Source organism: Streptomyces sp. NPDC053427 (assembly GCF_044544985.1).
Taxonomy (GTDB): Bacteria; Actinomycetota; Actinomycetes; order Streptomycetales; family Streptomycetaceae; genus Streptomyces.
Genome location: NZ_JBITYA010000001.1, coordinates 316,647 through 330,423 on the forward strand (window position 1 = coordinate 316,647; position 13,777 = coordinate 330,423).

Here is a 13,777-nt window from a genome sequence, read left to right on the forward strand (position 1 = left end):
CGATGCATCAGCGCGCGGACATGGACTGGATGCTCAAGGACCTCGCGGAGAGCGTCCCGCAGACCCGGCACATCGTGGTGCTCTCGTCGGACGGCCTGTGCATGGCCCGGTACGACACGGGCCCGGACACCGCCGACCGCCTCGCCGCCATCGGCTCCGGGCTGCAGAGTCTGTCGGGGGCGGTGGCCGCCGAGTTCCCGCACAGCAATGGCCGGATGAGGATGGTCGTCATCGAGGTCAGCGGCGGTTTCATGTACCTGATGGCGGCCGGCGCCGGCGCACATCTGGCCGTACTCGCCGACGAGGGCGTCGATGCGGGACTCGTCGGGCAGTGCATGCGTGACCTGGTGGCCCGGATTGGTGCCCATCTCACCAGTCCGCCGCGCGCCGACGGGCAGACGGCGTGAGCGAATCCGACCAGGACTGGGGCAGTGGCGGTCCTGAGCGGTTGTATGTGATCACGGGGGGCCGCGCCGGGAGCGATGAGCAGGTCGAGTTCGATCTCGTCACGCTGATCGTCTCCCGGGAGGAATCGCAACCGGGCATGCAGCCCGAACACGCCGCCATCCTTCGGGTCTGCAGGACGCCGCTGTCCGTCGCGGAGATCTCCGCGCATCTGGCGCTGCCCCCGAGCGTGGTCGGCGTACTCCTCACCGATCTGCTGGCCGACCGGCGGATAGAGGCCCGCATGCCGGCCTCGAAGCTCCCCGACATTGCACTGATAGAGGCGGTTATCGATGGTCTCCAGAAGCTCTGAAACGGTCATCGAGCCCCGGAGCGAGGACCGGCTGCCGTCCTCGGCTTCCTCGGCCGTCAAGATCGTCATTGTCGGCGGGTTCGGCGTGGGCAAGACCACGCTCGTCCGCTCGGTGAGTGAGATCAGACCGCTGACGACCGAGGAGACGATGACGCAGGCCAGCGCCGGCGTCGACGACGTCGCGGGGGTGGAACGCAAGACGGAAACCACCGTGGCCATGGACTTCGGCAGGATCAGCCTGAACGAAGAGCTGGTGCTCTACCTCTTCGGCACCCCCGGCCAGCAAAGGTTCTGGTTCCTCTGGAACGGTCTCTTCGAGGGCGCGCTCGGCGCCGTCGTCCTCGTCGACACCCGGCGTCTCGACGTCAGCTTCGATGTGATCGGCCGTCTGGAAGAGGCCGAAGTGCCCTTCGTGATCGCCGTCAACGCCTTCCCCGACGCGTCCTCGTACCCCACCGAGGAGCTGCGCAGCGCACTGGACCTACCGGAGCAGGTGCCGATCGTGGTGTGCGACGCCCGCCAGCGGTCGTCGAGCCGGGACGTCCTGATCACACTGATGCGCTACCTGCGCTCCTTCGCCCAGACCTCGGAGCCCATGTGACCGCCAACCACCCCGCGCACGACACCGCCGATCGCCTGGCTCCGCCGCCGGGATGCCCGGCGCACGGCCACAGCCCCGAAGCCCTGTACCGGCTGCACGACGTCGGGATCCAGGCCGACCTCGTGGGCACCTACGAGAAGCTGCGCGCCGAGTACGGCCCCGTCGCACCGGTACTCGTCCACGGGGACCTCCCGGCCTGGCTGGTCCTCGGGCACCGCGAGAATCTGGAGATCCTGCGTACCCCGAGCGTCTACTCCCGCGACTCACGTCACTGGCGGGACATGGCGGAGGGAAGGGTGCAGCCCGACCACCCGCTGGCGCCGGTCACGACCTGGCAGCCGCTGTGCGTCTTCGTCGACGGGGAGGAGCACAAGCGGCTCCGCGGCGCCGTCACCGACAGCCTGAGCCGCTTCGAGTCGCGCGGCATCCGGCGGCACGTCACCCGCTTCACCGACCAACTGGTCGACGAGTTCGCCGCAACGGGCCGGGCCGACCTGGTGGGCCAGTTCGCCGCCCAGCTTCCGCTGCGCGTCATGACCCAGCTGTTCGGCATGCCGGAAGAGTACAAACCGAGCCTGGCAGCGGCGGTCCAGGACGTGCTCAGCGGTACGCAGACCGCCGTGGCCAGCAACGACTTCATCACCGAAACCCTCCAGCAGCTGGTTGACCGAAAGCGCGCCCACCCCGGCCACGACTTCCCGACGAAGCTGATCGAGCACCCCGCGAACCTCAGCGACGACGAGATCCGCGAACACTTGCGACTCATCCTCACGGCGGCGAACGAGACCACGGTCAACCTGATCGCGAACGCGCTGCACATGGTGCTCACCGACCCGCGCTTCCGCGCGCATCTCACCGGCGGACACATGACGCTGCCCGATGCGCTGGAGCAGATCATGTGGGACGAGCCGCCGATGATGACGCTTCTGGGGCGCTGGGCGGTCAGTGATACCCAGCTGGGCGAACAGGCCATCAGGGCCGGGGACATGCTGCTGTTGGGGCTGCGCGCGGCGAATGCGGACCCCGCGATCCGCCCCGATCTGACGGCGCCCGTGCACGGAAACCGCTCGCATCTGGCCTTCAGCGGCGGTCCGCACGAATGCCCCGGGCAGCACATCGGACGGGCGATCGCCGACACCGCCATCGACACGCTGCTGACGCGCCTTCCCGATCTGCGATTGGCCGTTCCCGAGGCGGAACTTCAGTGGCAGACCTCGCTGATGTACCGCCACCTCGTCGCGCTGCCGGTGCAGTTCACGCCCCACGGCCGGTAACCGTCGTCCGGCACTTTCCCGATGCCCCGGAAGCGGGGCCCTCGTCAGCCGCCCGGCACCGGGCGGCCAACGCGGCCCGCTCCCGGGACATTTGGCGTGTCCGCGTTTCCCGACAGAGCACGCCACCTCACGTGCGGCGGAGTGCGAGCGACGGTGTGATCGTTATCAAGCCCGGCGGGGCGACAACACTGTCTTAAATTAATGCCCACGTGGGCAGTGATGCGAAGGAGCACCAAAGGGGCGTGTGAGCGGAGAGAGCTCACCGCGGTTCCCGTAGAGGAAGGCATCAAGTGCACTTGTCGTACGGAGAGCACCTGAACCATGTCTGCGGGCGCCTTTCGCTGTCGCCCCCTTCACCAGACAGGTCAGGCCGTGCGGCTGCGGCGCGGTGCGCCGACGGCCCCGTACGCCCGCCCCAGAGGTGTCGCGCGAGATGAGGTGACTCCCCCTCACGGCCCGGCGAACAGCCACTATGGGCCCGGCCCGGCGCGCCCTCGCGCTGCGGCCGCTCGACCTCGCCTGCCTTCGCAGCCCTCCGGTGCAGCGCAGGACGCGCCCTCGACGTCCTGCTGCCCCACCCGCATCGACCATTTCCCCCCGTGTGGAGCCTTGATGAACACCAGCACGCCCGTTGTCGGCACCCGCAGCCGTACCGCTGTCCCCGCCCCACCGGGTGCCTCGCTTCCCGGCCTGCTGGCCCGCCGGACAGCGCGCACACCCATGAGCCCCGCCGTGCAGGACGGGGAACGGGCCTATTCCTACCGGGAGCTCGATGAGCTCTCGCAGTCCATATCCAGGGCCCTCCGCGGCCGTGGCATACGCAGAGGGGAGGCCGTCGCCGTCCTGGGCGTACGCTCGTGGGAAGCGACGGTCACCATGGTCGGCATCCTGAAGGCCGGAGCGGTATGCGTCCCCGTGGACGCCCACTACCCCTCGGCACGCTCTGCCGAAATGCTTCTGGACACCCGCGCGCGGCTGGCCGTCGTACTCCCCGGGCACACTTCCGCCGTGCCGGCCGACGGTGGACCGGTCGAGTGGGTGGAATTCGACACCCTGGTGAAGACGGCGCCCGGCCCCTTCGAGGAGCCTCCGATCACCGCGGAGCGCGAGCCCGACGACTGCGCCTACATCCTGTTCACCTCCGGTACCACCGGGCGGCCCAAGCCGGTGGTCTTCCCACACCGCGCCGTGACCCGACTCGCTGCCGGGGCGAATCCCTGGTGCGCCGGCCCCGGCAAACGCGTTCTGCAGACGTTCGGCCTGTCCTTCGACGGCTCTCTCTTCGAGACCTGGGCCACCTTGATCAACGGCGGCTGCCTCGTCGTGGCCGAACGGGATGTGCTGCTGGACACCGACCGACTGCGGTCGCTGATCCGTACGCAGCGCATCACCCACGCATTCCTGACCACCAGCCTCTACCACCACGCGGTACGCACCCACCCCGCGATCTTCGGCTCCCTGGACATGGTGCTGATGGGCGGCGAGGCGATGGACCCGGACCTGACGGCGGCGGTGTGTGCGGCCGGACGCCCCCGTCACCTCATCAATGGCTACGGGCCGACCGAGGGCGGCATCATGGTCACGGCTTACGACGTCGGGCAGGTGGTTCCCGGGGCACCGTCCATCCCGATCGGGCGGCCGGTGGCCGGCAGCAGCTGCCATCTGCTGCGGGCCGACGGCACTCCGGCCGGCATCGGCGAGGAAGCGGAGATCTATATCGGCGGGGCGGGCCTGGCACGGGAATATCTCGGCCGGCCCGCCGAAACCGCGCAGGCCTTCGTCACCCGGAGAACCGCCTCCGGTGAAACGCTGCGCCTCTATCGCAGCGGCGATCTGGGGCGTCGGCGCCCGGACGGAGAGCTCGAATTCCTGGGCCGGGCCGACCGGCAGGTCAAGATCCGCGGATTCCGGATCGAGCTGGAGGCGGTGGAAGCCCTGCTGCGCGGACACCCCGATGTGGCCGAAGCCGCGGTGCTGGTCCGGAGCAACGACGGTATCGGCAAGGGGATCTGCGCCTTCGTCACCCCGGCGTATCCCGCTCGCCGTCCCGACCCGGCCGAACTGCGCTCCCACCTGGCGGGCCGCCTCCCCGCGCACGCCCTGCCCGCCCCCATCGTCCCGCTGGAGCGCCTGCCCCTCACGGCCAACGGAAAGACGGATTACCCGGCCCTGCGCACCGCGGCGGAGTCGAGCACGGTGGAGCGCGGAGCCGAAGAGGACGCCGCCGCCCACCGCCGTGGCGACGCCGTCGCCGACATCTGGGCCGACGTTCTCGGCGTACCGGTATCCGACGGCACCGACTTCTTCGCCGAGGGCGGCAACTCCCTTCTGGCCGCCCATGCGGTCACCCGCACCATCGCCACCCTCGGTCTGCCGACGGCGCGCTTCGCTCCGCTGCTCCAGTGCCTGCTCGCCACCCCCACGCTCACCGCCTTCCGCTCGGCGACCCGCCGCTCCGCGGCCGCCCAGGACGACCGTACGGAGCCGGAGTTCGAGGCGGACGCCCGCCTGGAGCCGCTCCCTCCGCTCTCCGGGGAACCCGCGCCCCGGCCGACCCGGGCCCGCCACATCCTGCTCACCGGGGCCACCGGCTTCGTCGGGGCGTTCCTGCTGGAACGGCTGCTGCGGGACACCGACGCCACCATCCACTGCCCGGTGCGCGCGGCCGACCGACCCCAGGCGATGCGCCGGATACACGAGTCGATGGGGCAGTACGGCCTCCGGCTCACCGAACCCGGCCGCGTCCGCCCGATACCCGCCGACCTGGCCCGCCCCGCCCTGGGCATGGCCTCCGCCACCTTCGAGCGGCTCGCGGACACCGTCGACCTGATCCTGCACAATGCGGCGCACGTCAACTTCCTCTATCCCTACCGCCAGTTGCGGGAGGCGAATGTGGAGGCCGTGCGCACGCTCGTCCAGCTGGCCGGGCCGCGGCGCGTCCCCCTCCACTACGTCTCGACCACGGCCGTCCTCGCCGGCAGCGGCGTCGGCGGGGTACGGCACGTCGACGAGGCCACTCCGCTCAGCCACCCCGAACTGCTCAGCATGGGATACCCCGAGACCAAATGGGTCGCCGAGCGCATGCTCGGCCATGCCGCCCGCGGCGGGCTGCCGGTGACCGTCCACCGGCCGTACGAGATCACCGGCCACTCCCACACCGGTGCGTGGAACACCACCAGTGCCATCTGCGCCGTCTTCGACGCCATCGTTCAGATGGGGGCGGCCCCCGCGGTGCCGCTGCCCCTCGACCTCGTGCCCGTGGATGCCGTCACCGACGCGATCGTCGGCATCGCCACCCAGCTCCCGCACCTCGGCGGTGTCGTCCACCTCACCAACCCCCGGCCTGCCCTCCTCGGCGACATGGTCGACCGCATGCGCTCCGCCGGGCACCGCATCGACGACGTGAGCTACAAGGAGTGGACCGACGCGCTGGACGAGCATGTGCATGCCCACCCCACCTCCCCGATAGCGCCGTTCACCCCCCTCTTCCACACCCCGGCCAAGCGAGCCGATTTCACGGTCAAGGAGATGTACTTCGACAACGTCTTCCCCGAGGTACGCCGTACCCGCACCGACCAGGTCTGGCCGGCGTGGCGCGCATCCTGCCCGCAGGTCGATGACGCCCTGCTGGACGGCTATATCGCATGCCTCGGACGCGCGGGCCTGCTCCGCGGCCGGGTCTGAGCCGCCGCCGCCTCGCCACCGGTAGCGGCCGGGGCCGGTTCTTCCGTCGCGGAGGGAGTCGGCCCCGGGCGTTGCCCTGCGGTCCGTCCCGTGCGCAGGCTGCGGGGTCCGTAGACGATGCCCGCGTCATCCGCCGGCTCCGCAGTGCAGCCGTCCCTTTCGGTTGCGATGAGCCGTTCCATGTGCCTTCCCCCCCGTTGCGGTCCTCATTGAGTCAACCCTACGGGCGCCCACTGACACCGCCCGCTCCGTCCCGCCCGCCGCGGTATCGCCGGGCCGTTTCCCCTTCAAATCCAGCCAATTCATGGCGAGTTCGCACCGTGGCATTCGCACCGTCAAGAAGTGGGTCGCTCGCCACGCCGAACGCCGCCGCCTTGGGTCGTCACCCTTGCCGCGGGGGCGCGCATGCGGCATTCGCGGGGGTGCGCATGCCGCATCCAATGTGAAGTAATGGTGCATTGTGGCGATAATTACCCGAAGGAGGGTGAATAGTCGGCTTCGTGGGCCGATTCGCGAGATGCGGCACACTCACGGGATACTGCGAGGGTGGCCGCGCGCATGCCTTCGCATTGTCAACGCACGGCTCGCTTTCATATCGTTCCTCCTTCGATTCTTGACGATGTGGGTGGCGGTGACGTTCACTTTCAGCCGTTCCGGGCCGGTCAGGGCGGCCCCTTGCGGAGGTACCTGAAATGAATGCAGCACTGCGTCGTATAATCACCGGTGCAATGACACTCTCGCTCGCCGTGCCATTGGCGGCCTGCGGAAACAGCGGTGACGACACAGGTACCGACGAAGAGTCCATAGGGCTGCTCCTGCCGGAGAGTAAAGCGGCCCGCTACGAGACATTCGATCACCGCATCATCGCGAGCCGGATATCGACGCTCTGCCTCGAATGCAAAGTGGACTACCGCAACGCCGGTGCTCAAGTGGACATCCAGAAGAGGCAGTTCGAGGCGCTGGTGAAGAAGGGCGTCAAGGTCATCATCCTGGACCCGGTCGACGCCCACGCCGCCAAGAGCTGGGTGGACGCGGCGGCGAAGAAGGACGTCAAGGTCATCGCGTACGACCGTCTTGCCGAGGGCGATGTCGCGGCCTATGTCTCCTACGACAACGAGAAGATCGGCCAGCTGCAGGGCAAGGCGCTCCTGGCCGCCCTCGGGGCCCAGGCGTCGAGCGCAGATGTCGTCATGCTGAACGGCTCGCCGACCGATCCGAATGCGCCGTCCTTCAAGAAGGGCGCCCACGACGTTCTCGACGGCAAGGTCCATAAGATCGTCTACGAGACGGACATTCCCGAGTGGTCGGCGACGGAAGCCGGGAAGAAGTTGAGCGAGGTCATCAGGGACCGCGGTGCGGCGGGTTTCGACGCCGTCTACTCGGCCAATGACGGGATGGCCGGCGGAGCCGCCGAAGCGCTGAAGTCGGCCGGCCTCAAGAATGTGCCCGTCGGTGGTCAGGACGCCGAACTCCCCGCCCTGCGGCGCCTGGTGAGCGGTACGCAGTCGTTCACTATTTACAAGCAGGTCAGGCCGGAGGCCGAGACCGCCGCGGAGATCGCCTTCCGGCTCCTGCGGGGCAAGAGCATCAAGTCCTTCACTCCGACGACGGCCGACAGCAAGAGCAAGTCCGGGATCCCGGCCAAGCTCTTCAATGCGCAGATCGTCACCAGGAAGAACATGGAGGACACCGTGATCCGCGACGGCGTCGTCCCCGTCGACTGGCTGTGCACCAAGGATCTCGCCGCCGCGTGCAAGTCGATCGGGCTGAACTGACCCGGCAGTACCGGCAGTGAGGTCGCCCCCGGGCCGCGCAGGTGGCCCAGGGGGCGGCGTTCAGGGCGTACGGGCCGACCACGGGAGGTATACGTACGCCATGAATGCCAAGGAGTCGAACCACACCCCGGCCGATGGCGCCGACAAGCCTCTGGCGGGCAGCGTCGCCCTGGTCACCGGCGCCTCCAGCGGGATCGGCGAGGCGGCGGCGCTGTCGCTCGCCCGGCTGGGGTGTTCCCTTGTGCTGGTGGCGCGCCGTACCGACCGGCTGACGGAGCTGAGCGACGCGATCGGCACACACGGCGCCTCGGCCCTCCCGCTGACCGCCGACCTGGGCGCCCCGGCACAGGCTCGGCAGGTGGTCGAGGACGCGGTGCGCCACTTCGGCCGGCTGGACGTGGTGGTGAACAACGCGGGATACGGAGCGCGCGCCGCGGTGGAGGAGAGCGACCTCGACGACTGGGAACGGATGGTCGATCTCAATCTCAAGGCCGTGCTGCACATGTCGCATGCCGCGCTGCCGCATCTGCTGCGCGCGGCGGAGGACGGCGCGCGCGGCGTCGCGGACCTGGTGAACGTGAGCTCGGTGGCGGGGCGGCTGGCCCGTAAGAACAACAGCGTCTATTCGGCCACCAAGCATGCGGTGTGCTCGTTCAGCGAGTCCCTGCGCCAGGAGGTGACCGGGCGCGGCGTACGGGTCGGGCTGGTCGAGCCGGGCATGACGACGACGGAGATGACGATCGGCGGCGAGTCGGCGTTCGGGATGCCGCAGCAGAGCTGGCTGCGGGCGGGGGACATCGCCCGTTCCATCAGCTTCATGATCACTCAGCCGCCGCATGTGGCGATCAACGAAATCATGGTGCGGCCGACCGCTCAGGAGCACTGACGACGGCCCTGCGCGCCCGCCGGGCGCCCCGGCTCCCGTCCGGTTAGCGTCGGAACGGGGACCGGCGGTGAGGAGGTGGTGGCGGGCGCCATGTGGCCGGCCGTCCTGTTCGCGCTGCTCGCGGCGGCCAGCAATGCGCTGGCCACGGTGTTGCAGCGGCGCGCGGCCCGTACGGTGCCGCTGGCGCCGGGGCTGCGGCTCGGTCTGCTGGTCGATCTGCTGCACCGCGCGGTATGGCTCTGCGGGATGCTCGCGGTCATCGCCGCCGCCGGTTTCCAGGCGCTCGCGCTGTCGCTGGGCGCGCTGTCGGTGGTGCAGCCGCTCTTCGTCCTGGAACTGCCGCTCGCCCTGCTCATCGGGCGCGTACTGCTCGGCGGGCGGGTCTCGCGCGGCGGCTGGACGGGCGTCGGGCTGTTGGTGGTGGGGCTGGGGTGCGCGCTCGCGGCGGCCGCCCCGACCGTCGGCACCACCCATGCGCCGTTCGACCGCTGGATCGGCGCGCTGGTGGCCTGTGGCGCGGCGATCGCACTGGCCGTCGGCGTGGCGCTGCGCCGGCCGGCGGGCGCGGTGCGGGCGGCCGCCTTCGGCGCGTCGACCGCCGTCGCCTACGCGCTGACCGCCGCCCTGATGAAGGACGCGACGCACGCCTGGCAGCGCGGCGGCCCCGGTGAGTTCTTCCTGGCCTGGCAGACCTATGGGTTCGCGGCCGTCGGCGTGCTGGCCCTGTTCCTCATGGAGAACGCCATGCAGTCCGGCCCGCTGACCGCCTCCCAGCCCGTCCTCACCCTCGGAGACGCGCTGGTCAGCCTGTCCCTGGGCGTCACGCTCTTCGACGAACGCGTCCGGACCGGCTGGTGGCTGGTCCCGGAGGGGCTGGGCGTCGCGCTGGTGCTCTGGGGCGCCGTCCTGCTCTCCCGCGTCGCGCTGACCCAGGACGTGGTGAGCGGGCCGGGCACCGGGGCCCCGTCCGGCACCGGTGAGGCGCGGCGGTGAGCGTGACGGCCACCGCCCTCGGCGACGGTTCCCCGCGCGAGCGACGGCCCCGTGTCGCCGTCCGCCACCCCGCCGTGGTGGCGCGAGTCCGCCCTGGCCACCGGTGCCCCCGCCGAGGACGGGGGCACCGGTGGCCGGATCTCGATCAGCGCTTGGCGGCAGGCGCGTTGGCGGCCGTGACGTTCACGGCGGCCCAGGACTTGTCCACCGTCTTGTACTCGGTGCTCTTGGCCCCGTAGAGGTCCTTGGCGGCCTTCAGGGTCGCGGTCCGGGCGTCGTGGAAGTCGGTCGTGGAGACCATGTACCGGGTCAGCGCCCGGTAGTAGATCGCCGTCGCCTTGGTCCGGCCGATCCCGGTCACCGTGGAGCCGTCGATGGTGGGGGAGTCGTACGTGACCCCGCCGATCACCTTCTTGCCGCTGCCCTCGGCCAGCAGGTAGTAGGCGTGGGACGAGACACCCGAGCCCGCGTGCACCTCGGTGTCGTAGGACTCCTTCGACCAGTAGTCGACGGTGCCCTCGAGCTTGTCGAGGGAGGGCTTGTCCAGTCGGCGCAGGAACTTCTGCTCGAGGCCGAGCTTCTCGCCCATCAGGTAGTTGGGCGGGTTCTTCGGGTTGTTGGCGGCGAACTCGACCGAGCTGCCGAAGATGTCCGCCAGCGACTCGTTGAGGGCGCCCGGCTCGCCGAACTGGTTGCCCTCCTCGTCGACGCGGGTGGGCTGGAGGCTCGCGGTCGCGTCCACGACGCCGTGGGTGAGCTCATGTCCGGTGACGTCCAGGACGACCAGCGGCTTGGTGAAGGTCTTGCCGTCACCGTCGCCGTAGAGCATGCAGCCGCAGTCCGAGGACCAGAAGGCGTTGCCGATGTTCTTGCCGAAGTGCACCAGGGCGCGCGCCCCGCGGCCGTCGTTCTTGATGCCCTTGCGCCCGAAGGTCTTCTTGTAGAAGTCCAGGGTGCTCGTTATGCCGTACTGGGCGTCGACGGCGGCGGTGGCCCGGTTGCGGGTCGTGCCGTCGCCCCAGCGGTTGGTGGTGTTGGTGAACGCCTTGCCGTCGGTGAACTTCTCCAGTTCCTTGCCGCCCGCGTCGCGGGTCTCGGTGTTTCCGCGGGTGGAGTCCTTCAGCGTGAAGGACTTCTTCGCGGTCCGGGTGGTGGAGAGCGGCACCTTGCCGACGAAGAGGGACGAGCCGGTACCGGCGGCCGCGCCCGAGGAGCCCTTGGCGGCCTTGCCCCCGGTGGCCGGGGCGGCGGAGCCGGTCAGCCCGGTCGCGGGGCTGAGCTTCGCGCCCTGCTTGCGCAACTTCTCCTGGACGGCGGGCGACAGGAACGAGTCGTTGGCCGGGATGTTGCTGAGCACGGCTCCGGTGGCGGCGTCGACGACGACCGTACGGACGCCACCGGCCTCGTCGGCGCGGCTGTCGCTCACCTCCACCTGGTAGGCCAGCGCGGTACGGTCCGCGCGGGCGTCCACGACCAGCTGGGCCGTACCGGCCTGGCCCTTCGCCGCGGTGGCGGCCTTGGTCTCGGCCTGCCCGGCCGACAGCTTCGGGCTGGTGGACGTCACCTCGACCTGACGCCGGGAGGCCCGGGTCACGTCCAGATAGGCCGACTTGGCGTCCAGGTGGACGACGAGGTCGCCGCCGAGCACCGGCAGGCCGCGGTGGGTGCGGAGGAAGCGGACGTGCTGCTTGCCGTCCGGGTCGACCAGCAGGTCCGTGGCCTGGAGCTGGTCCTTCTTGCCGACGCCGGTGGCGGCGGCGTGGGCGTACGCAGCGGCGCGGGCCGCATCGACGATCGCCGCATGGGAGGGGGAGGAGGCGGGAGCCGGGCCCCGGGTGACCGAGGGGGACGCGGCGGCGGTGCCTGCCACGCCTGCCGTGACGGTCGCGGCCGTCGTCACCGCGACGGCTATCGCCAGGCTGCGTATGTGGGGTCTACGCACTGATGTGGGTCCTTTGTGCACAGGGGGCGGTCGGTTCGCCAACCACCCCTACGCGCGGCGCTGTTGAGCACCGCGGGGATCGAACGACCCCGCGCACACCCTGCGTGTTCTGGCATGGGCATGTAAAGTCCCAAGTTTGCTTTTCGACCGAGTTAAATCGAAATTTGACAATTGATCAGCCTTGGGTAGCCATAAGGTGACCAACTGTGTTCCCGGTGCTGAGTGGGGAGACCTCGTCGGGGGCCCGTCGGTTGCCCGCTCCGGCTGAGACGTACGTCTCAACGCCAGCCGCCCCGCCCCGATCGTCGGGGGCGGGGCGCAAGCCGGAGCCGAGGAGCCGGAGGAGCCGGAGGAGGCGAAGGAGTCGAGGAGCCGAACGAGCTGGACGGCCGGACGGGGGGTGGGACGGGCCGGACGGGCCTACTCGGCAAGCCCCGACGACCGCACGGAGCGCTCGAGCCACTCGTACGCGGCCCGCGCCGTGAACTCCTCCTGACCGCCCCTGAACAGCAGCCCCGCGTGCGCGAACGCCGGTTCGTCGGCGGTGTCCGCCACGTACGGGATCGCCATGCACCGCATCCCCGCCCGGTGCGCCGCCACCGCGCCGGGCGGCGCGTCCTCGACCACCACACACGTCTCGGGCGCCACGCCCATCCGCCGCGCGGCCTCCAGGAACACATCGGGCTCCGGCTTGCCGCGCGCCACCTCCTCCGCCGACACCGCCGTGCTCAGCAGCGCATCCAGCCCCGTGCCGGCGAGCACCGCCTCGATCGCGGCCCGCGACGAACCGGAGGCCACCGCCATCGGATGTCCGGCCGCCTGCAACCGCTCCACGAACTCCCGCATTTCCGGGAACACCTCGGTGTGCGTGCGCGCCAGCTCCAGATAGAGCCGGTTCTTGCCCGCCAACAGCTCCTCGATCGGGGCGTCGAGGGCGAACTCGCGGCTGAGGATCTCCAGCGTCTCGCGCGTCCCGATGCCGATGAAACGGGCGTGATGCTCCCAGCTGAAGTCACTCACCCCGTAGCCGGCCAGCAGCCGCCGCCCCGCCTCGTAGTAGTTCGGCTCGCTGTCGACCAGCGTGCCGTCGAGGTCGAAGATCACCGGAGTGCGTGGGGCGGAAGGGGACGGGGAGGCGGGGGAGGCGCTCATGCCGACAGCATGCCAAGCCCGTCGCCCGCCCCGTGGCTCACCGTGCCGCCGCGGTGCCCCCCACCGCCTCGACCAGCGGCAGCATCCGGTGCGGCACCCGCTCCCGCAGCGCCATCTCCGTACGGGTACGGACCACGCCGGGCATGCTGATCAACCGCTGGATCACATCCTCCAGATGCGCCGCGTCCCGGGCCACCACCCGGGTCAGCAGATCCCCGCCGCCGGTCGTCGAGAACGCCTCGATGATCTGCGGCACCTCCGCCAGCGCGGTGGCCACTTCCTCCAGGTGCCCCTGCGTCACCTCGATGTGCACAAAGGCGAGTACGGGGTGCCCCAGCGCGGCGGGCGAGAGCCGGGGGCCGTACGCCGTGATCACCCCGTCCCGCTCCATCCGGTCCAGCCGCGCCTGAACGGTTCCGCGGGCCACACCGAGCACCCGGGCGTACTCCCGCACGCTGGTGCGCGGCTGCTCCAGCAGCAGCCGGAGGATCTTGGCGTCCAGGGCGTCGACGGGCATGGTCGGACGGGATCCTTACGGTGTGCGGGGCGGCGCTTCCCCGGGACTGTACCAACGGCACGGCGGCCGGCGATCTGACGACATTTCAGTCGTGCGGGATCTGCGTAAGGGGCTTGTGTGCAGGTCAGCTGGTACGCCCGGTAGATTTCCGTCCCGCTGCGGACCTCATTCGGTCCGAGCCGACGTCGTACCACGG

General features: G+C 70.2%; 11 protein-coding genes. 8 read left to right on the plus strand and 3 right to left on the minus strand.

Going from position 1 to position 13,777, the window contains the following annotated elements; genetic code table 11:
- Positions 1-2 precede the first annotated feature (2 nt).
- From ACIGWZ_RS01255 to ACIGWZ_RS01290, 8 genes are all read left to right on the plus strand, one after another.
- Complete coding sequence (locus ACIGWZ_RS01255) at positions 3-407, plus strand: roadblock/LC7 domain-containing protein (protein ID WP_400059537.1); 405 nt, start codon at positions 3-5, stop codon at positions 405-407.
- Positions 404-757: a DUF742 domain-containing protein gene (locus ACIGWZ_RS01260; protein WP_400059539.1), complete on the plus strand. Its 354-nt coding sequence runs from the start codon at positions 404-406 to the stop codon at positions 755-757. The genes ACIGWZ_RS01255 and ACIGWZ_RS01260 overlap by 4 nt, the downstream gene beginning before the upstream one ends.
- The gene (locus tag ACIGWZ_RS01265) at positions 738-1,358 is read left to right on the plus strand and encodes a GTP-binding protein (protein ID WP_400059541.1); all 621 of its coding nucleotides are present in this window, start codon (positions 738-740) and stop codon (positions 1,356-1,358) included. Before ACIGWZ_RS01260 ends, ACIGWZ_RS01265 begins: the two co-directional genes overlap by 20 nt.
- Positions 1,355-2,632 carry a cytochrome P450 gene (locus tag ACIGWZ_RS01270; RefSeq protein ID WP_400059544.1) on the plus strand — a complete coding sequence of 426 codons (1,278 nt, stop codon included), beginning with the start codon at positions 1,355-1,357 and terminating at the stop codon, positions 2,630-2,632. Before ACIGWZ_RS01265 ends, ACIGWZ_RS01270 begins: the two co-directional genes overlap by 4 nt.
- Positions 2,633-3,244: 612 nt before the next feature.
- On the plus strand, positions 3,245-6,316 hold the full coding sequence (locus ACIGWZ_RS01275) for an amino acid adenylation domain-containing protein (RefSeq protein ID WP_400059546.1): 3,072 nt from the start codon (positions 3,245-3,247) through the stop codon (positions 6,314-6,316).
- 692 nt (positions 6,317-7,008) lie between these two features.
- A complete protein-coding gene (locus tag ACIGWZ_RS01280; protein WP_400059548.1) occupies positions 7,009-8,091 on the plus strand; it encodes a sugar ABC transporter substrate-binding protein in 1,083 nt (360 codons plus the stop codon).
- 100 nt (positions 8,092-8,191) lie between these two features.
- On the plus strand, positions 8,192-8,977 hold the full coding sequence (locus tag ACIGWZ_RS01285) for an SDR family oxidoreductase (protein ID WP_400059550.1): 786 nt from the start codon (positions 8,192-8,194) through the stop codon (positions 8,975-8,977).
- A 90-nt stretch (positions 8,978-9,067) separates the two neighbouring features.
- A complete protein-coding gene (locus ACIGWZ_RS01290; protein WP_400060764.1) occupies positions 9,068-9,970 on the plus strand; it encodes a DMT family transporter in 903 nt (300 codons plus the stop codon).
- 145 nt (positions 9,971-10,115) lie between these two features.
- On the opposite strand, the gene ACIGWZ_RS01295 is transcribed toward ACIGWZ_RS01290, so the two are convergent.
- The 3 genes from ACIGWZ_RS01295 to ACIGWZ_RS01305 form a co-directional block, all read right to left on the minus strand.
- A complete protein-coding gene (locus ACIGWZ_RS01295; protein WP_400059552.1) occupies positions 10,116-11,912 on the minus strand; it encodes a M4 family metallopeptidase in 1,797 nt (598 codons plus the stop codon).
- A gap of 420 nt (positions 11,913-12,332) precedes the next feature.
- On the minus strand, positions 12,333-13,064 hold the full coding sequence (locus ACIGWZ_RS01300; RefSeq protein ID WP_400059553.1) for an HAD family hydrolase: 732 nt from the start codon (positions 13,062-13,064) through the stop codon (positions 12,333-12,335).
- A gap of 37 nt (positions 13,065-13,101) precedes the next feature.
- Positions 13,102-13,581 carry an Lrp/AsnC family transcriptional regulator gene (locus tag ACIGWZ_RS01305; RefSeq protein ID WP_400059555.1) on the minus strand — a complete coding sequence of 160 codons (480 nt, stop codon included), beginning with the start codon at positions 13,579-13,581 and terminating at the stop codon, positions 13,102-13,104.
- Positions 13,582-13,777: the final 196 nt, after the last annotated feature.